This is a genomic window from Kaistia hirudinis (assembly GCF_014196455.1).
In the GTDB taxonomy this organism is placed as follows: domain Bacteria; phylum Pseudomonadota; class Alphaproteobacteria; order Rhizobiales; family Kaistiaceae; genus Kaistia; species Kaistia hirudinis.
On sequence record NZ_JACIDS010000005.1, the window covers coordinates 162,203 to 179,698 of the forward strand.

General features: G+C 66.1%; 17 protein-coding genes and 1 tRNA gene. 5 read left to right on the forward strand and 13 right to left on the reverse strand.

All coding sequences use genetic code 11. From position 1 onward, the window contains the following. Nucleotides 1-5: 5 nt before the first annotated feature. Both GGR25_RS19370 and GGR25_RS19375 read right to left on the reverse strand, forming a co-directional pair. A complete protein-coding gene (locus GGR25_RS19370) occupies nt 6-695 on the reverse strand; it encodes an AIM24 family protein (RefSeq protein WP_183400517.1) in 690 nt (229 codons plus the stop codon). 136 nt (nt 696-831) lie between these two features. Beyond that, nucleotides 832-907 (reverse strand) — tRNA-Lys (locus GGR25_RS19375). A 208-nt stretch (nt 908-1,115) separates the two neighbouring features. Here GGR25_RS19375 and GGR25_RS19380 point away from each other — a divergent pair. Beyond that, on the forward strand, nt 1,116-3,326 hold the full coding sequence (locus tag GGR25_RS19380) for an esterase-like activity of phytase family protein (protein ID WP_183400518.1): 2,211 nt from the start codon (nt 1,116-1,118) through the stop codon (nt 3,324-3,326). A gap of 82 nt (nt 3,327-3,408) precedes the next feature. Here the strand turns inward: GGR25_RS19380 and GGR25_RS19385 are convergent, their stop codons facing one another. The 4 genes from GGR25_RS19385 to GGR25_RS19400 form a co-directional block, all read right to left on the reverse strand. After that, nucleotides 3,409-4,986 carry a 2-isopropylmalate synthase gene (locus GGR25_RS19385; protein WP_183400519.1) on the reverse strand — a complete coding sequence of 526 codons (1,578 nt, stop codon included), beginning with the start codon at nt 4,984-4,986 and terminating at the stop codon, nt 3,409-3,411. Nucleotides 4,987-5,331: 345 nt separating this feature from the next. Beyond that, nucleotides 5,332-5,754, reverse strand: a complete 423-nt coding sequence (locus GGR25_RS19390) for a hypothetical protein (RefSeq protein ID WP_183400520.1) — start codon at nt 5,752-5,754, stop codon at nt 5,332-5,334. A gap of 90 nt (nt 5,755-5,844) precedes the next feature. Further along, a complete protein-coding gene (hisC, locus tag GGR25_RS19395) occupies nt 5,845-6,918 on the reverse strand; it encodes a histidinol-phosphate transaminase (RefSeq protein ID WP_183400521.1) in 1,074 nt (357 codons plus the stop codon). A 43-nt stretch (nt 6,919-6,961) separates the two neighbouring features. After that, nucleotides 6,962-7,867 carry a PhzF family phenazine biosynthesis protein gene (locus GGR25_RS19400; RefSeq protein ID WP_183400522.1) on the reverse strand — a complete coding sequence of 302 codons (906 nt, stop codon included), beginning with the start codon at nt 7,865-7,867 and terminating at the stop codon, nt 6,962-6,964. Between the two features lie 346 nt (nt 7,868-8,213). Here GGR25_RS19400 and GGR25_RS19405 point away from each other — a divergent pair, with 346 nt between their 5' ends. After that, entirely contained in the window at nt 8,214-8,678 is a 465-nt protein-coding gene (locus GGR25_RS19405) for a BA14K family protein (RefSeq protein WP_183400523.1), read from the forward strand. A gap of 77 nt (nt 8,679-8,755) precedes the next feature. Here GGR25_RS19405 and ilvC read toward each other — a convergent pair whose 3' ends face one another. From ilvC to GGR25_RS19435, 6 genes are all read right to left on the reverse strand, one after another. Further along, nucleotides 8,756-9,775, reverse strand: coding sequence for a ketol-acid reductoisomerase (ilvC, locus tag GGR25_RS19410; protein WP_183400524.1), 1,020 nt, complete (start codon nt 9,773-9,775; stop codon nt 8,756-8,758). 15 nt (nt 9,776-9,790) lie between these two features. Beyond that, complete coding sequence (locus tag GGR25_RS19415; protein WP_380146405.1) at nt 9,791-10,492, reverse strand: TetR/AcrR family transcriptional regulator; 702 nt, start codon at nt 10,490-10,492, stop codon at nt 9,791-9,793. Nucleotides 10,493-10,637: 145 nt separating this feature from the next. After that, complete coding sequence (locus tag GGR25_RS19420; RefSeq protein ID WP_183400526.1) at nt 10,638-10,970, reverse strand: type II toxin-antitoxin system PemK/MazF family toxin; 333 nt, start codon at nt 10,968-10,970, stop codon at nt 10,638-10,640. Beyond that, on the reverse strand, nt 10,960-11,268 hold the full coding sequence (locus GGR25_RS19425) for an AbrB/MazE/SpoVT family DNA-binding domain-containing protein (RefSeq protein WP_183400527.1): 309 nt from the start codon (nt 11,266-11,268) through the stop codon (nt 10,960-10,962). The genes GGR25_RS19420 and GGR25_RS19425 overlap by 11 nt, the downstream gene beginning before the upstream one ends. Before the next feature lie 58 nt (nt 11,269-11,326). Next, nucleotides 11,327-11,866 (reverse strand): acetolactate synthase small subunit, encoded by a 540-nt coding sequence (gene ilvN / locus GGR25_RS19430; protein ID WP_183400528.1) that lies wholly within the window; start codon nt 11,864-11,866, stop codon nt 11,327-11,329. A gap of 24 nt (nt 11,867-11,890) precedes the next feature. Then, on the reverse strand, nt 11,891-13,657 hold the full coding sequence (locus tag GGR25_RS19435; protein ID WP_183400529.1) for an acetolactate synthase 3 large subunit: 1,767 nt from the start codon (nt 13,655-13,657) through the stop codon (nt 11,891-11,893). A 440-nt stretch (nt 13,658-14,097) separates the two neighbouring features. Between GGR25_RS19435 and GGR25_RS19440 the strand changes: the two genes are divergently transcribed. After that, nucleotides 14,098-15,123 carry a helix-turn-helix domain-containing protein gene (locus tag GGR25_RS19440; protein WP_183400530.1) on the forward strand — a complete coding sequence of 342 codons (1,026 nt, stop codon included), beginning with the start codon at nt 14,098-14,100 and terminating at the stop codon, nt 15,121-15,123. Between the two features lie 8 nt (nt 15,124-15,131). Here the strand turns inward: GGR25_RS19440 and miaA are convergent, their stop codons facing one another. Continuing rightward, entirely contained in the window at nt 15,132-16,061 is a 930-nt protein-coding gene (gene miaA / locus GGR25_RS19445; protein WP_246410055.1) for a tRNA (adenosine(37)-N6)-dimethylallyltransferase MiaA, read from the reverse strand. Between miaA and serB the strand changes: the two genes are divergently transcribed. Both serB and GGR25_RS19455 read left to right on the forward strand, forming a co-directional pair. Beyond that, nucleotides 16,060-16,956, forward strand: a complete 897-nt coding sequence (gene serB, locus GGR25_RS19450; protein WP_246410056.1) for a phosphoserine phosphatase SerB — start codon at nt 16,060-16,062, stop codon at nt 16,954-16,956. The genes miaA and serB overlap by 2 nt on opposite strands. Further along, nucleotides 16,953-17,495: a GNAT family N-acetyltransferase gene (locus tag GGR25_RS19455; protein ID WP_183400532.1), complete on the forward strand. Its 543-nt coding sequence runs from the start codon at nt 16,953-16,955 to the stop codon at nt 17,493-17,495. Before serB ends, GGR25_RS19455 begins: the two co-directional genes overlap by 4 nt. Nucleotide 17,496 lies beyond the last annotated feature (1 nt).

Genomic DNA, 17,496 nt, shown 5'->3' on the forward strand with positions numbered 1-17,496 from the left:
GCGACTCAGCCCTGCTTCGGCAGATAGTGGCTGATCGCGTGGGCTAGGCCCGGCACGGTCATCGTCTGCAGCCAGACCCGGCCGGGACCGGTCAGCTTGGCCATGAAGAGATCGCCCGTGGCGAAGAAGGTGCTGCGGATGCCGCGCATCGTCGTCATCTCGAAGCCGACGCCCTCGTCGAACAGGCCGACATGACCCGGATGGACATGGATCGATTGCCCGGCCGCGAGGTCATACTTCACGATCTCGCCGCCGAGCTCGACGAACGCCTTGCCCTCGCCGGCAATCTTCTGCAGCACGAAACCCTCGCCGCCGAAAAGGCCCGCGCCGAGATTCTGCTGCAGCGCTCCCGAAAGCTGGATGCCGGGCGAGCCGCAGAGAAAGCCGTGCCGGTGCACGATATAGGCGCTGCGCCCGACATCGAGCTCAACGATTTCGCCGGGAAGATGCGCGGCGAAACCGAGCGAGCCGGGACCGTTCTCGGCCCGCATCTCGGTCATCACGATGCCGCCTCCGGAAACCGCCCGGCTCACCATGCCGAACAAGCCGCCGCTGCCGCCCGCGCTCCCCGACGTATGCAGCGCCACGCCGCCCGCGATCCACGAAAGCTGCTCCGGCGCGCCAATGACCGACTCGCCGGCGGCGAGCTCGACCTCGAGCACGGGAAGAACGGTACCAACGATTTTCGTTTGCATGGTCGAACTCCAGCCAATTCCACAAGCCGGCGCCCATGCTATCGGGCGCGGCTTAACACCGGCTTGGACAGTTCGATACAAATGCAACGAGAGCGCGAAAAGCGCTCGACAAGTTCATATGCAGCCAAGGGAAATTTGGTGGGTGCACTAGGGATCGAACCTAGGACAAGCTGATTAAGAGTCAGCTGCTCTACCAACTGAGCTATGCACCCGCCGCGCAGCGGCGCTTGGCCGTGCGGAACGAGGCGGTGTGTAGCAAAGCCGATCGGGCCTGTCCAGCGTCGATTGATCTGGCCTGTGCATATCTTTTGATGCGCTGGCCTCCTGCCGGTCCCGTCGTCATCCCGACGTCATCGGCGACGTCTAGTGCCTTCACGGCACTGCCAAATCCCCGACGGACAGACGAAGATTGGACGCCCCATGCTGAAGCCCTTGCTCCGCGGTACGCTCGCCGCGACATTGCTCGCCGGAACCAGCCTCGCCGCGCTCGCCGCAGAGAATTTCAACCGCATCGCGACATTCCACGTCGTCGACAATCTCCCGTCCGGCGCCGACGCCGCCAAGGCGACGGTCGCCGAGATCATCACCGCGACCGCCGATGGCAAGACGCTCGTCTATACGGACAGCCCCGGCAACCGCATCGGCCTCATCGACATCACCGACCCGAAGGCCCCGAAGGGCGCCGGCACGGTCGCGCTGGGCGGCGAGCCGACCTCGACCGTCGTCGCAGGTGGCCTCGCGCTGGTCGGCGTCGTGACGTCGAAATCCAAGGCCGAGCCGTCGGGCCATCTCGCCATGGTCGACCTCGCGACCAAGGCCGTGACGGCCACCTGCGATCTCGGCGGCCAGCCCGATTCGCTGGCAAAGAGCCCGGACGGCAAGTTCCTCGCCATAGCGATCGAGAATGAGCGCGACGAGGACGTGAATGACGGCGCCCTGCCCCAGCTTCCGGCCGGCAATCTGACGCTGTTCTCGATCGGCGCCGACGGCTCGGTCGATTGCGCGACGAAGAAGATCGTCGACGTCACCGGCCTTTCCGGTGTTTCGCCGGAGGATCCGGAACCGGAATTCGTCGACTTCAACGATGCGGGCCAGGTCGTGCTGACGCTGCAGGAGAACAACGCGATCGCCATCGTCGATGCGGCGAGCGGCAAGATCGTGAAGGACTTCTCCGCCAACACCGTCGATCTCGACGGCATCGACACCAAGAAGGACGGCGTCATCGACCTTTCCGGCAAGATGGAAGGCGTCGCGCGCGAGCCGGACGGCGTGCAGTGGATCGATGCGGAGCACTTCGTCACGGCGAACGAGGGCGACTGGAAGGGCGGCAGCCGCGGCTTCACCATCTTCAAGACGGATGGCACGGTCGACTATGACAGCGGCACCGCCTTCGAATACGAAACCGTCCGCCTCGGCCACTATCCCGAGAAGCGCAACAAGAAGGGCAACGAGCCGGAAGGCGCCGAGGTCGCGACCTTCGGCGCTGACCGGCTGATCTTCATCGGCTCCGAGCGCGCCTCGCTCGTCGGCGTCTTCAAGGATGAGGGCGCCGGCAAGGCCCCGACCTTCCTGCAGGCGCTACCGGGCGGCATCGGCCCGGAAGGCCTGCTCGCGATCCCCGACCGCAATCTCTTCGTGACCGCCGCGGAAAACGATCTGCGCGAGGACGGCCTGATCGGCTCCGTCGTGACGATCTATGAGCGCTCCGACGCCCCGGCCGCCTACCCCACGATCGTCTCCGCCGACAAGGACGGCAAGCCGATCGGCTGGGCCGCGCTCTCCGGCACGGTCGGCGATGCCAAGACGCCGGGCAAGCTCTACGCCGTCATCGACAGCGCGCAGTCGATCGGCCGCATCCTGACCATCGATGCGACGCAGACGCCCGCCCTGATCGCGGACGAGCTCGTCGTGACCAAGGGCGGCAAGCCGGCCGAGAATCTCGACCTCGAGGGCATCGCGCTCGCCTCCGATGGCGGCTTCTGGCTGGCATCCGAGGGCAACCCGGAACGCGAGAAGAACAAGACGCAGTCGACGCTCGTCCGCGTCGACGCCAAGGGCGAGGTGGTCGAGGAGATCGCGCTGCCCGAGTCGCTCGCCGCCAATGCGACGCGCTTCGGCTTCGAGGGCGTCACCGTGACCGGCTCGGGCGCCGACGAGACGGTCTGGCTCGCCGTCCAGCGCGAATGGAAGGACGACCCGAAGGGCTTCACCAAGCTGCTGGCCTATAAGCCGGCGACCAAGGAATGGGGCGCGGTCCACTATCCGCTCGACAAGGCGCCGAAGGGCTGGGTCGGCCTCTCCGAGCTGACGGCCGTGCCGGGCGGCTTCGTCGTCATCGAGCGCGACAATCAGGTCGGGCGCGACGCGGCGATCAAGAAGCTCGTCTTCGTGCCGATGGCCGGCGTGACCCCTGCCCCGCTCGGCGGCGAACTGCCGAAGGTCGAGAAGAAGGACCTCGTCGACCTGCTTCCGGCGCTCGCGGCGCCCAAGGGCTATGTGCTCGACAAGGTCGAGAGCTTCGCGATCGACGCGGACGGCAATGCCTTCGTGATCACCGACAATGACGGCGTCGACGACCATTCCGGCGAGACGCAGTTCATCCGCCTCGGCAAGGTCGCGCTGCCGATGTAGTCGCAGCGCTCCCGACCGGAACGAGAAAGGGCGGCGTCATCGACGCGGCCCTTTTTCATGGTCCGGACTGAAGCCGGCGGTCTCAGGCGGTCGCGGCCTGCGCGTGCTGGCGCTGGCGCTTCACGGCGATCTTGTTGACGGCCGAGACATAGGCCTTGGCCGAGGCGACCATCGTGTCGGGATCGGCGCCGCGGCCGGTGACCGACTTGCCGTCCTCCTCGAGCCGCACCGAGACCTCGGCCTGCGCATCCGTGCCCTCGGTGACGGCATGCACCTGATAGAGCGACATCTTCGCCTCATGCGGGACGATCGCACGGATGGCGTTGAAGGTCGCGTCGACCGGGCCGTTGCCGCTCATCTCCTTGGTGATGTGCGTGCCTTCGACATCGAGCGTGATGATCGCCTTGGCCGGGCCGCCGGTGCCGGCGATCACGGTCAGCGCCAGGACGCGGATCGTCTCGCTCGCGACAGCGACTTCGTCACCGACCAGCGCCTCGATATCCTCGTCATAGACATGCTTCTTGCGGTCGGCGAGATCCTTGAAGCGCTTGAAGGCGTCTTCCAGCGCGTTCTCGCCCAACTCATAGCCGAGCTCGCGCAGCTTCTCGCGGAAGGCATGGCGGCCCGAATGCTTGCCCATGACCAGCGAGGTCGCCTTCACGCCCACGCTCTCCGGCGTCATGATCTCGTAGGTCTCGGCATTCTTCAGCATGCCGTCCTGGTGGATACCGCTCTCGTGGCTGAAGGCGTTCCGGCCGACGATCGCCTTGTTGTACTGCACCGGGAAGGCCGAGACGGCCGAGACCAGCTTCGAGGCGCGGGTCAGCATCGTCGTCTCGACATCGGTGCGATAGGCGTAATAGTCGCCGCGGGTGCGGATCGCCATCACGACCTCTTCCAGCGCCGCATTGCCGGCGCGCTCGCCGAGGCCGTTGATCGTGCACTCGATCTGCCGCGCGCCGCCCGCGACGCCGGCCAGCGAATTGGCGACGGCGAGGCCCAAATCGTCGTGGCAATGGGTCGAGAAGATCGCCTTGTCGGAGCCGGGGACGCGCTCGATGACCGTGCGGAACATCGCGGCATATTCCTCGGGCACCGCATAGCCGACCGTATCGGGCAGGTTGATCGTGGTCGCGCCGGCCTTGATCGCCGCATCGACGCAGCGGATCAGATATTCGATCGGCGTGCGGGTCGCATCCATCGCCGACCACTCGACGTCGTCGACTAGGTTGCGTGCCTGCGCGACCGTCGCCGAGATGATGTCGAGCACCTGCTCCTCGCTCTTCTTCATCTGGTGCGCCAGATGGATCGGCGAGGTCGAGACGAAGGTGTGGATGCGCGGGCGCTTGGCGACGCGCACGGCCTCACCAGCACGGGCGATGTCGCCGGAAATGGCGCGGGCGAGGCCGGCAATAGTGACATCCGGCCCGGCGCGGCGGGCAATCTCCTGCACGGCCTCGAAATCGCCCTGGCTGGCGATCGGGAAACCGGCCTCGATCACGTCGACGCCCATCGCTTCGAGCAGTTCGGCGACCTCCAGCTTTTCCTCGAAGGTCATCGAGGCGCCGGGGCACTGTTCGCCGTCGCGCAGCGTGGTGTCGAAAACGACGATCTTGTCCTTGGATGCAGTCTGCCCGGCGTTTTGCTGGGTGGCGGTCATGGTCTTCGTCTTTCTTCTGGCAGCGGGCACATCGGGCCGTGCGCTGCGAGCCTTTGTCGATCTGTGGTCGGCTCATCCCCTGAGTGCCCGGCCGCGTGCGGCCAGCCAGCGCTCAGGGGCTGCTAAGAAGAAGGAGGGCGTTGAAGAGACCGGGCGCCGGCACGATGGCGCGATCGCAGGACAGAGGTCCCGCGCCATGCGCCATATCGTGGTTCCAAACGCTCATATCGGCTCCGCTGGACGGGGCACGGCCCGCAATCCTGGTTGCCCGATCCTCCCGGGCAGCAGCACTCATATCAATCGTTGATACAAAAACGCAAGAGCCGGCAGGCGCGCCGATGCGTCTCAGTTGAACGTGAACACGGCGACAGCCATCGCCAGCAGCGCCGAAAGCCCGCTTGCGGGACCGAGAACCTTCAGCCTCGCGCCGAGCGCCGCATTCCCCGTCCGGCGGATCTTCGCATAGGTCGCGTGCTGCAGGCCGGCCAAAACCGTCAGCAGCAGCACGAAGACGATCTTGAGCCAAAAAAGGTTCGGCAGGTTCTGCGGCCCGCCATAGACGCTCCAGATGAGGATCAGTCCGGTCGCCCAGAGGATGAGCAGACCATAGGCCGAGATGTTGGCGAAGACGGGCGGCAGGCGCTTCAGCGCCGCGGCGCCCTCCGCGCTGGCCCCACCGGCGAAGCGCATCGTCACGGCCGAGCCGATCCCTCCGGCGAAGCCCATGGCCAGCCCGACGAAATGCAGAAACAGCAGAATGTTGTTCACGGCACCCTCCCCCGAAAGGCTGGAATTGCTCCAGCCTATCACGGATGAAGGCCCGGCGCAGGGTTCGCGCGCCGGGAATGCGTCGGCTTCCTAGTGTGAAGACGACTCGTCGAGAATCTCCCGCAGCGCGCCGATCAGCCGCTCGCATTGCGCGTCGGTGCCGACCGTGATGCGCAGGAAATCGGCGATACGCGGCGCTCCGAAACGGCGCACCAGCACGCCGCGACTGCGCAGCGCCGCGGCCAGCGCCTCGCCCTTTGCGGAAGCGTGGCGCGCGAACACGAAATTGGCCGCCGACGGCAGCACAGAGAAGCCGAGCCCGGCGAGCGCGTCGACAAGGGCCGTCCGCGAGGCGACGATCCGCGCCGTCGTCGTCTCGAACCACGCCTGGTCCTCGAAGGCGGCGGTCGCCCCGACCAGCGCGAGACGATCGAGCGGATAGGAGTTGAAGCTGTCCTTGACCCGCTCGAGCGCCTCGATCAAAGGCCGCTGGCCGATCGCGAAGCCGACGCGAAGGCCCGCGAGCGAGCGCGACTTCGAGAAGGTCTGGATCACCAAGAGGTTCTCGTAGCGCGGCACCAGCGCGATCGCGCTCTCAGCGCCGAAATCGACATAGGCCTCGTCGATCACGACGACCCGATCCGGGTCCTGCGCCAGAAGCGTTTCGATTTCGGCAAGCGGCAGCGCAATGCCGGTCGGCGCATTCGGGTTCGGGATGATGACGGCGCCCGCGGGGCGGTCATAGTCGCCGATGGCAATGCGGAAATCGTCCCGTAGCGGCACTTCGACCGGCGCTATGCCGTAGAGCCGGCAATAGGTCGGATAGAAGCTGTAGCTGATGTCGGGGAAGAGCAGCGGCCGCTCGTGCTTGAGCAACGCCTGGAAGGTGTGCGCGAGCACCTCGTCCGAGCCATTGCCGACGAACACCTGATCCACGCCAAGCCCATGATGCGCGGCGACGGCCGCGCGCAGCGCGAGGCCGGTCGGCTCGGGATAGAGCCGCAGATCGTCGCCCGCCGCAGCGGCGATCGCCGCCAGCGCCTTCGGCGAAGGACCGTAGGGGTTCTCATTGGTGTTGAGCTTGACGAGATCGGCGATCTTCGGCTGCTCGCCGGGGACATAGGGCTTGAGCTCATGGACGAGCGAGCTCCAGAAGCGGCTCACGGAAGTCTCCTGCGGTTCGACAATTCTGTTTGGGGCGACGGCGTCAGATGTCGAGCGTTCCGCGCGCGACCACTACCGCGTCGCCGCCGATGCGCGCCGAACGGAGGTGTCCGCCCTCGGTGTCGCATTCGAGCTCGATCAGGCTCGGCCGGCCCATCTCGAAGCCCTGCTCGATCACATGACGATGCGTGCCCGCGGTCGGCGTGTCGAAATGCTGGATCACGCCGGCGAAGGCCGCCGCGGCCGATCCCGTCGCCGGATCCTCGACGAGGCTCTGCGTGCGCCAGAACATGCGGCCATGGAAGGAGCGCGCCAGCCCCTCGGTCTCGCGCGTATAGAGGAAGGCCGAGATCCCGCCCGGGAACGCGTCGGTCCAATAGGCGTCCATGGGCCGCACGCGCGCCATGGCGTCCAGATTGCGCAGCGGCACGAAGAGATAGGGCACGCCGGCGGAGAAGGCGGAGGGCTCGTGATTCTCGAAGCCGACCTCCGAGGAGGCGAGCCCGAGCGCGGCCGAGATCCGCTCCTTGTCGAGCTTGACGTCAACGGGCTTCGGCAGCATCGGCAGGTCGAAGATCGCGTGGCCCGCCCGCTCGCCCTTCAGCGCGACGGCGGTGCGGACGGGGCCGATCTTCTCTTCGAGCAGCAGGACGGCATCCAGACCCACGCCGGCACCGCCCATATCCTCGAGCGCCAGCAGCACGGCCGTGCCGACCGTGGGATGGCCCGCGAACGGAAGCTCCTTGGTGGGTGCGAAGATGCGGATCCGCGCGCGGTGCGCCGGGCGTTCCGGCGGCAGCACGAACACGGTCTCGGCGAGATTGAACTCGGCCGTGATGGCGAGCATCTGCGCGTCGTCCAGCCCCTTCGCGTCGAAGACGACGGCGAGTTGGTTACCCGTGAGCGGGGTGTCGGTGAAGACGTCGAGGATGGCATAGGGTCGTGACATCGGGACCTCGATCGGAAGCAAGGCCTGCGTGATAGCACGAACGCAGCCAAAAGGGCGCCGCCTGTGATCGGCATCACACTGTCCCGGCGTCCGGCACCTTATCTGAAGATCGTTCAGCCGCCGTTCAGGCGACATCTGTCAAACAGACAGGCAAGGATCGATAGGAGGTCTCGCCGCCCCATGAGCATGACACCCTATATTCGTCATGCCGACCGCAAGAGGTCGATGAAGCAGGGCGAGAAATCGGATCATCCGCTTGAATCATAGTTTCGCCCATCTGCCGGATGATACTTGGACCGATCTGATTTCGTCCAAGGCTGACGGATGGAATTAAGGAGAGAAACCCATGAAGCGCATTGTTTCCCTTGTGCTGGCGGCGGCATTGGGATTGACCGCCGTCGCCGCGACAAGCGGCAGCGCCTCGGCCCAGTGGCGTGGCCCCTATGGCGGCTGGCATGGCGGCCCGCCTCCGGGCGGCGGCTGGGGACGTCCCGGCTGGGGCTATGGCCCGCGTCCGGGCTGGGGTGGCTATTACGGTCCGCGTCCCGGCTATTACTATGGCGGCCCGCGCTATTATGGCGGCTATGGTGGCTGGGGTCCCGGCGCTGCGGCAGCGGGCGCGATCATCGGCCTCGGCGTCGGTGTGGCGATCGCCAATTCCAACAATGGCTACGAAGTGCCCCCGCCCTATGGCGCGACGGGCTGGCGCGAGCACGTCGCGTGGTGCGAGGGCCGGTACCGCAGCTACAATCCGTCAACGGATACCTTCACCGGCTATGACGGCCGCGCCTATCGCTGCGTCGGCCCGTAAGCTCGGCGTAAGGCGCAGATGAAAAAGCCCCGCGGGATCGCTCCCGCGGGGCTCTTCGTTTCCAGAGGCCGTGAGGCTTAGTTGCGGGCCTTGTCGACCAGCTTGTTCTTGCCGATCCAGGGCATCATGGCGCGCAGCTTCTCGCCGACTTCCTCGATCTGGTGGCTGTCGTTGTTGCGACGGATCGCCTTGAAGCGGGCGGCGCCAGCGCGATACTCCTGCATCCACTCGGACGTGAACTTGCCGTTCTGGATGTCCTTGAGGACGCGCTTCATCTCCGCCTTGGTCTCGTCGGTGATGATGCGCGGGCCGGTGACGTACTCGCCCCACTCGGCCGTGTTCGAGATCGAGTAGTTCATGTTGGCGATGCCGCCCTCATAGATGAGGTCGACGATCAGCTTCACTTCGTGCAGGCACTCGAAATAGGCCATCTCAGGGGCATAGCCCGCCTCGACCAGCGTCTCGAAGCCGGCGCGGATCAGCTCGACCAGACCGCCGCAGAGCACGACCTGCTCGCCGAACAGATCGGTCTCGCACTCTTCCTGGAACGTCGTCTCGATGATGCCCGAACGGCCGCCGCCGACGCCGCACGCATAGGAGAGCGCCAGCTCGAGCGCATTGCCAGACGCGTCCTGCGCCACGGCGACGAGGCACGGCACGCCGCCGCCCTTCTGGTATTCGCCGCGCACGGTGTGGCCCGGGCCCTTCGGCGCGATCATGACGACGTCGACGGTCTTCTTCGGCTCGATGAGCGAGAAGTGGACGTTGAGGCCATGCGCGAAGGCGATCGCGGCGCCGTCACGAATGTTCGGGGCGATCTCGGACTTGTAGATGTCGGCCTGGAGCTCGTCCGGCGTCGCCATCATCATCAGGTCGGCCCACTTCGCCGCCTCGGCGACGGACATGACCTTGAAGCCATCGGCCTCGGCCTTGAGCGCCGTGGTCGAGCCGGGACGCAGCGCGACCGCGAGGTTCTTCGCGCCGGAATCCTTGAGGTTCAGCGCATGGGCGCGGCCCTGCGAACCGTAGCCGATGATGGCCACGTTCTTCGACTTGATGAGGTTCACATCGGCATCGCGATCGTAATAGACGCGCATCTCGATCTTCCTTTTCTAACCCGTCCGTTCGTTTCCCGCCCCTGGCCTCTGTCGTCCCGGTTCGGAGGCTTCTTCGCTCACGCCGAAAAGGCGGAGGAACTGGTCGATCGCCCGCCCGGCGTCGGCGGCGAGGTCATCGCCTCCCGCCTCCCCGAGCAAGAGGCGAACATGCATGTCGCGCACCATGAGGCCGTAGAGCGTGCGATAGGTCTCGCGCGTATCGTCGAAAGCGATGAAGCCGAGCGTCCGCCCACCCTCCAGCAGCGCCGAAAGCCGCGCCTCGATCGGGCGGCGGCCATGCTCGCGCACGAGACGGCCGAGCGGCGCCGCATCGCGCCGCGCCTCGCCAATCGCAAGGCGGTTGAGAGCCAGCGAGACATCGCCCGACAGGACCTTGAGCAGGTCTTCGGCAAAGCCGACCAGGCTCGCGCGGAAGGCCGGGCGCGTCGCAGGAGAATCCGCGCCGGATGCGCCGCGCACCTTGCTCGACTGGAAGGTGATCATCGCCGCGAGCAGACCGTCGCGGTCACCGAACCATTTGTAGAGGCTTTCCTTGGAGCAGTTCGCCGCCCGCGCCACACCGGCCGTCGTCAGCGCCCTCTCCCCGCCCTCGACGAGCAGCGCCAGCGCCGTTTCGAGCACGTCGTTCTGGCGAGCCGAATAGCCAGCCGCCGCCGGGCCCGTCAGGTCAGCCGCATCGTTCCGGATCGCTGTCACGGCGCTGTTCATATCCGCCCGAGGCCTGGCCAAATCATGCTGCACTGCAGCGTACCGTACCGTACGGTTCGGATGTCTAGGAGATGCAGCACGAGCCGTCAAGCCGGTATCGCGGATGTGATACAGGATGGAACGGACGCTCGGGTCAGTTCATGCCGAGCAGCGGCGCGAGTCGCGCTCGCACTTCGGCCAGAAAGACGTCGGGAACTCGCTCTATCAGTCGAAACAGCCGCGTTTCGTTATGCACGGCGCGAACCTGATCGACGAGCACCACGCCCTTCGTTCCGAGGCCTTCGGGAAGCGACAGATTCCAGGCCCAGTCGCCGGTTGTCGAACTCACCGGACAAGCGATCGATCGGCCGGAGGCGATGTTGTAGGCGCGCGGCGACAGGATGAGGGCCGGCCTGCGGCCGGACTGCTCGGTGCCCAGTGTGGGCGTGAAATCGCACCAGACGAGATCGCCGGCGTCAGCGATCATCCCGCCGGCCGGGGAAATCCCGCTCCGTGATCAGGCCGCGTGCATAGTCGTCGTCAGGCAACGCCTCCGAGCCCCGATCAGGACCCCAGTCGAGCAACTCCGGGGGCTTCGCATCCAGCGGCATGCTGGCGAGCAACTCATCGAGCGTATAGCGCTTCTGGAGTCCGCGCAGCGCGACGCCGCCGTCTCGCGCCTCAGCTTCCAGTTCCTGTCCTTCGACAAGCCCGGCCGACTCGACGACATCCTTCGGAATTCTGACGGCGAGGCTGTTGCCCCACCTTGCAAGCCGAACGCGCATGACGGTTCTCCTTGGGATATCCAATGTATATCCCAAGGAGACTGCCTTCAAGCAGCCCTCAGGTCGCGTCCGGACCCCGTGCGATCGCCGCGATGCCGGTGCGCGAGACCTCGACCAGGCCCAGCGGCTGCATCAGCACGATGAACTGGTCCAGCTTGTCGGTCTTGCCGGTGAGCTCGAACACGAAGCTCTCCGTCGTCGCGTCGATGACGCGGGCGCGGAAGGCGTCGGCGAGGCGCAGCGCCTCGCTGCGATGATCGCCCGAACCGCGCACCTTGATGAGCAGCAACTCGCGCTCGATCGCCTTGCCGGTGACCGTCAGGTCGATCACGCGATGCACCGGCACCATGCGCTCGAGCTGCGCCTTGATCTGCTCGATGACCTGGGGCGAACCGGTCGTCACCACCGTGATGCGCGAGCGATGACGCTCATGCTCGGTCTCCGAGACGGTGAGGCTCTCGATATTGTAGCCCCGCCCCGAAAAGAGGCCGATGACGCGGGCTAGGACGCCCGGTTCGTTGTCGACCAGAACCGAGAGCGTGTGCACCTCGGTCCTGTCCTTGCCTTCCTTGATCGCATAGACCGATCCGGGCTGCATGGCGTTTCTCCGCTTCTTCTCGTTTCAGACCAGGGCCTTGCCTTCTTCGTCGATCGCGGTGGCGATCGCTTCGTCCGTCGCGTCTTCCGGCAACAGCATCTCGTTATGCGCCTTGCCCGAGGGGATCATCGGGAAGCAATTGGCGAGATTGGCCACGCGGACATCGAAGAGCACCGGACGCTTGACCGCGATCATCTCGTCGATGCCGCCTTCGAGATCCGATGCCTTCTCGACCCGCAGCCCGACCGCGCCATAGGCCTCGGCCAGCTTCACGAAATCGGGCAGCGCATCCGTATAGGAGTGCGACAGGCGGTTGCCATGCAGCAATTGCTGCCACTGGCGCACCATACCCATGTACTGGTTGTTCAGGATGAAGACCTTGACCGGCAGCTCATGCTGGATCGCCGTCGACAGCTCCTGGATGTTCATCAGGATGGAGGCGTCGCCGGCAATATCGATGACCAGCGCGTCGCGATGCGCCGTCTGGACGCCGATCGCCGCCGGCAGGCCGTAGCCCATCGTCCCGAGGCCGCCGGACGTCATCCAGCGGTTCGGCTCCTCGAAGCCGAAATACTGCGCCGCCCACATCTGGTGCTGGCCGACTTCCGTCGTGATGTAGGTGTCGTGGCCGCGGGTCTTCTTGTAGAGCGACTCGATCGCGTATTGCGGCATGATCGTTTCGCTGGTCTGGCGATAGGAGAGGCTCTTGCGCGCCCGCCAGCGATCGATCTCCGACCACCAGCGTTTCAGCGCCGGCGCGTCGGCCGCATGACGACCCTCCTTCCAGATCCGCAACATGTCCGCCAGCACATGCCCGACGTCGCCGACAATGCCGAGGTCGACGCGGACATTCTTGTTGATCGAGGACGGATCGATATCGATCTGGATCTTCTTCGAGCCGGGCGAGAAGGCGTCGAGGCGACCGGTGATGCGATCGTCGAAGCGCGCGCCGACTGCGATCATGACGTCGCAGTCATGCATCGCATTGTTCGCCTCGAAGGTGCCGTGCATGCCCAGCATGCCGAGCCACTGCTTGTCGGACGCCGGATAGGCGCCGAGTCCCATCAGCGTGGAGGTGATCGGAAAGCCGGTGGCGTGGACGAGCTCGCGCAGCAGCCGCGAGGCTTCCGGCCCCGAATTGATGACGCCGCCGCCCGTATAGAAGATCGGCTTCTTCGCCTTGGCGATCAGTTCGACCGCCGCGCGGATCGAGCGCTCGTCGCCATTGATCTGCGGACGGTACGTCTTGTGCTCGACATGGGCCGGCCCCTGATAGGTGCCGGTCGCGAACTGGACGTCCTTCGGAATGTCGACGACGACCGGACCCGGACGGCCGGAGCGAGCGACGTAGAAGGCTTCGTGCAGGACGCGAGCGAGATCATTGACGTCCTTGACCAGCCAGTTGTGCTTGGTGCAGGGCCGCGTGATGCCGACCGTATCGGCCTCCTGGAATGCGTCCGAGCCGATCAGATGCGTCGCGACCTGGCCGGTGATGCAGACCATCGGGATCGAGTCCATCAGCGCATCGGTCAGCGGCGTGACCATGTTGGTGGCGCCGGGACCGGACGTGACCAGCGCGACACCGACATTGCCGGTCGAGCGGGCATAGCCCTCGGCTGCATGCCCTGCCCCGCCCTCCTGGCGGACCAGGATGTGCTGAACCTTATCCTGCTGGAAGATCTCGTCATAAATCGGCAGTACGGCGCCGCCCGGATAACCGAAGAGGTATTCGACCCCCTGATCGATCAATGCCTGGACGACCATCTCCGCGCCCGTCATCTGCCGTGTCATCGCTTCACTCCACTGCGAATCTTGCGCGAACCGTTTCCGTTCGCTTCTTCGTTGCTTCGGCCAATAAAAAAGGCCCTCTGGGGGCCTGTCGATTGCGCACTACCTATCGGGACGGCTTCAGGCCATCACGGTAGTGCGCTCCATACTACAAGAAGAATAACGCCGCGGCTCATGCCGGACTCCTCGGAAGAGATTTCGGCGGACCATAAGCGCACCGCCGGAGCGCGGTCAAGCCCCGCGGAAGAATATTGCGCAAAAATCGCGCGGCGTTTGCACATATTAGGGCGAGCCGACTCGACCGCCGCGGCTCCCCTTGTGGCGTTGCGGTGCCGTGACGAGAGGACGCGCAGTCGGCCGGCGATGCGTAGATCAGGCGATTTGCGTTCACAGAATTGTTCGAGTAGCTCTGACGGGAATTGCCAATTCGCGACAAGGTCACTATGCCGGAAAAGGCCCTACAACGGATCGGCCCCCTGCAGCATATCCCCGCTGTCCTGGAAAGCCTTGGCATTCCGCGCAGTCGGCAGGACGAAATACTTGGTTCTGCGGCCGAGCCGCTCAAGAACCCCGACGCCTTCATTCCGTTCGTGGAGGCCGGCGCGCTGCTCGAGCGCTGTGCCGCAGCATCGGGGTGCGCGCATTTCGGGCTGCTGGTCGGCGAGCGGGCCGACCACCGCGATCTCGGTCTTCCCGGCCAGTTGATGGCGAGTGCGGCGACGGTCGGTGAGGCCCTGCTGGATTTTGCCAGCTGCCAGTTGCGCAATTCGAACGGCGCCGTCGTCTTCATCGCGCGGGCGGAGGAAAACGTCTTCCTCGGCTATGGCGTCTACGACCGGGCGGTGGCGAGCAGCGGCCACATCTATGATCTCGCATCAGCGGTCGGGATCAACCTGTTGAAACGATTGGGCGGAGCGCGTGCGCGGCCGACCGAGGTGATGCTCTCGCGCCGCACGCCGCGCGATCGCCAGCCCTATTATCGCATCCTGGGTGCGGCGACCCATTTCGACCAGCCCCAGACGACGATCGTTATCCCCGATGTCGTCGCGGCGCTCCCCGTAGCGACCCGCGACGATGCCGAGCATGCCCGGCTGATGACGCAGATCCGCCTGCTGCTCGACCGGCACTATCCGGAATTCGGCGCCAGGGTTCAGCACACGATCCGCCCGAACCTGCTGATGGGTTCGGTTTCCGCCCGGGAGGTTGCGCGCCAACTCGGCGTTCACGTACGCACCCTCAACAGGCGCCTCCGCGAGGAGAACACGACGTTTCGGGAGCTCAGCCAGCAGGTGCGCTATTCGGTTGCCTGCGAATTGCTGACGATCACCGACCTGCCGATCTCCGATGTTGCCAGCGCCCTCGCCTATGCGACGCCGGCCGCCTTCGTCCATGCATTCCAGCGCTGGAGCGGCATGGCGCCTTCGGAATGGCGGGCGCGTGGCAAGGAATCCGAACTGCCTTTCGCCTGATCCGACGATCAGGCGAAAGGGTCCGACGGAACATCCGCCGGCGATTCGACATGCCGCCAACCCGCCATCTGGTGGCGGAACCAGGTCGACTGGCGCTTCGCGTAGCGGCGGGTCTCCATCTTGGCGCGCTCGATCGCGTCGGGAAGATCGATTTCCCCGGCGAGATAGGAGCGAAATTCCCGCACGCCGATCGCCTTCATCGCGGGAAGCTCCGGATCGAGCCCGAGCGCCAGCAACGCGGACGCCTCGTCGAGCCCGCCCTCGGCCACCATGGCGTCGAATCGGCGGCCGATCCGCCCATAGAGCGCGACGCGATCCGGCGCGAGCACATAGGCGGCCGCGTCAGTGAGATCGACCAGAGGCGGCGCCGAAGTCTTTTCCTGCCAATGGCTTAGCGGCATGCCCGTCGCCTCGACGACCTCAAGCGCGCGCAGAACGCGCGTGCGATCCCCCGGTTCGAGACGCGCAGCACCGGCCGGATCGAGCAGCGCCAGCGTGGCATGAAGCGCGGGCACACCTTTGGCCGCGGCACGATCGGCGATCGCCTGGCGAATAGCCGGATCGATCGGCGGCAGATCGGCGAGGCCTTCAGTCAGCGCCTTGAAATAGAGCCCGGTCCCACCGACGAAGATCGGCAACCGCCCGCTCTCCCTCACATCGCGCAGGACACGCTCCGCCTCGGCGCGCCAGGCCGCGACAGAAAAGCGTGTGGATGCAGTGACTTGACCATAGAGCCGATGCGGCGCGCGGGCTTCTTCGCTGGCGTCAGGCCGCGCCGTCAGGATGCGCAGCTCGCGATAGACCTGCATGGAATCGGCATTGATCACCACGCCGCCGAGCCGTTCCGCGAGGTCGAGCGCCAGCGCCGACTTGCCGCTCGCCGTCGGCCCCGCTATCAGGACGGCGCGCCGATCCGCCGAAAATCCAAGGTTCTCCATGCCCCTCGCCGCACCGAACGATTTTGTCGCGACGTTCATAGCACGCCCCGAGAATGCAGACGCGCTCGGCCAGGCCGTCGCGACGTCGCTTGCGGCGCTGGAAGGCGCGCGCGGCGACTGGCTCAGCGAGGGCGAAGCCTTCGACGTCGTCTTCCCCGAGACGGCGCGCGCCGGCTTTCGCCCGGAAGCCGCCATTGGCGACAAGCCGGTCGACGTCGTCGTGCAGCGCGCGTCGGAACGGCGCAAGCGGCTCCTCGTCGCCGATATGGACTCGACCATGATCGGCCAGGAATGCATCGACGAGCTCGCCGACATGGCCGGGCTGAAGACGCATGTCGCCGCGATCACCGAGCGGGCGATGCGGGGCGAGATCGCCTTCGAGCCGGCGCTGCGCGAGCGGGTCGGCCTGCTCAAGGGCCTGCCGGTCGGCGTGATCGACGAGGTGCTCGCCGAGCGCATCCGCCTGACGCCGGGCGGGCCCGAGCTGATCCGCACCATGCGCGCCAACGGCGCCTATACGGCGCTCGTCTCGGGCGGCTTCACGCTGTTCACTGGGCCGGTCGCCGAGCGGATCGGCTTTCACGAGAACCGCGCCAATATTCTTGAGGTCGAGGGCGGGGTCCTCGCCGGCACGGTCACCGAGCCGATCCTCGGCAAGGAGGCGAAGCTGACCGCGCTGATGGAACTGGCGCGGCGCTTCTCGCTGTCGCGGCACGAGACGCTGGCGATCGGCGACGGCGCCAACGACCTCGCCATGATCCACGCCGCAGGACTCGGCGTCGCCTATCACGCCAAGCCCAAGGTCGCGGCAGAGGCCGACGCGCGGATCGATCACAATGACCTGACGGCCCTCCTGTTCGCGCAGGGCTATCGCCGGTCGGAGTTCGTGGCATGAGGGCCGAGACGGAACGGCTGATCCTGCGGCCCTGGGAGGCACGCGACCTCGAGCCCTTCGCCGCGATCAACGCCGACGCCGAGGTGATGCGCTTCTTTCCGGCGCGTTTCACCCGCGAGGAGACGGTCGCCTATATCGAGCGCATCGCGGCGCTCGAAAGCGAGGATCTCGGCTTCCAGGCCGTCGAGGAGAAGGCGACCGGCGACCTGGTCGGCGTCGTCGGCATGGCGCCGGTGAAGCCCGAATATCCCGCGGCTCCCGGCGTCGAGATCGGCTGGCGCCTGGCCCGGCACCATTGGGGCAAAGGCTATGCGAGCGAGGCCGCGCGCGCCTGGCTCGCCCATGGCTTCGACAATCTCGGCCTCCCCGAAATCGTGGCCTTCACCTATGTCGGCAACACGCCCTCCCGCCGCGTGATGGAACGCATCGGGATGCGCTATGACCCGGCGTCGGATTTCGAACACCCCGCGCTGGCCGAAGGCCATATGCTCCGCCCGCATGTGCTCTATCGGCTGAAGGCCGAGGACTTCCAGCGATAGG

Bases quoted from the DNA above. Each gene is read 5' to 3' on its own strand.
- GGR25_RS19370 (WP_183400517.1), bottom strand. From the start codon at position 695: ATGCAAACGAAAATCGTTGGTACCGTTCTTCCCGTGCTCGAGGTCGAG.
- GGR25_RS19380 (WP_183400518.1), top strand. From the start codon at position 1,116: ATGCTGAAGCCCTTGCTCCGCGGTACGCTCGCCGCGACATTGCTCGCC.
- GGR25_RS19385 (WP_183400519.1), bottom strand. From the start codon at position 4,986: ATGACCGCCACCCAGCAAAACGCCGGGCAGACTGCATCCAAGGACAAG.
- GGR25_RS19400 (WP_183400522.1), bottom strand. From the start codon at position 7,867: ATGTCACGACCCTATGCCATCCTCGACGTCTTCACCGACACCCCGCTC.
- GGR25_RS19405 (WP_183400523.1), top strand. From the start codon at position 8,214: ATGAAGCGCATTGTTTCCCTTGTGCTGGCGGCGGCATTGGGATTGACC.
- ilvC (WP_183400524.1), bottom strand. From the start codon at position 9,775: ATGCGCGTCTATTACGATCGCGATGCCGATGTGAACCTCATCAAGTCG.
- GGR25_RS19420 (WP_183400526.1), bottom strand. From the start codon at position 10,970: ATGATCGCTGACGCCGGCGATCTCGTCTGGTGCGATTTCACGCCCACA.
- GGR25_RS19425 (WP_183400527.1), bottom strand. From the start codon at position 11,268: ATGCGCGTTCGGCTTGCAAGGTGGGGCAACAGCCTCGCCGTCAGAATT.
- ilvN (WP_183400528.1), bottom strand. From the start codon at position 11,866: ATGCAGCCCGGATCGGTCTATGCGATCAAGGAAGGCAAGGACAGGACC.
- GGR25_RS19435 (WP_183400529.1), bottom strand. From the start codon at position 13,657: ATGACACGGCAGATGACGGGCGCGGAGATGGTCGTCCAGGCATTGATC.
- GGR25_RS19440 (WP_183400530.1), top strand. From the start codon at position 14,098: ATGCCGGAAAAGGCCCTACAACGGATCGGCCCCCTGCAGCATATCCCC.
- serB (WP_246410056.1), top strand. From the start codon at position 16,060: ATGCCCCTCGCCGCACCGAACGATTTTGTCGCGACGTTCATAGCACGC.
- miaA (WP_246410055.1), bottom strand. From the start codon at position 16,061: ATGGAGAACCTTGGATTTTCGGCGGATCGGCGCGCCGTCCTGATAGCG.
- GGR25_RS19455 (WP_183400532.1), top strand. From the start codon at position 16,953: ATGAGGGCCGAGACGGAACGGCTGATCCTGCGGCCCTGGGAGGCACGC.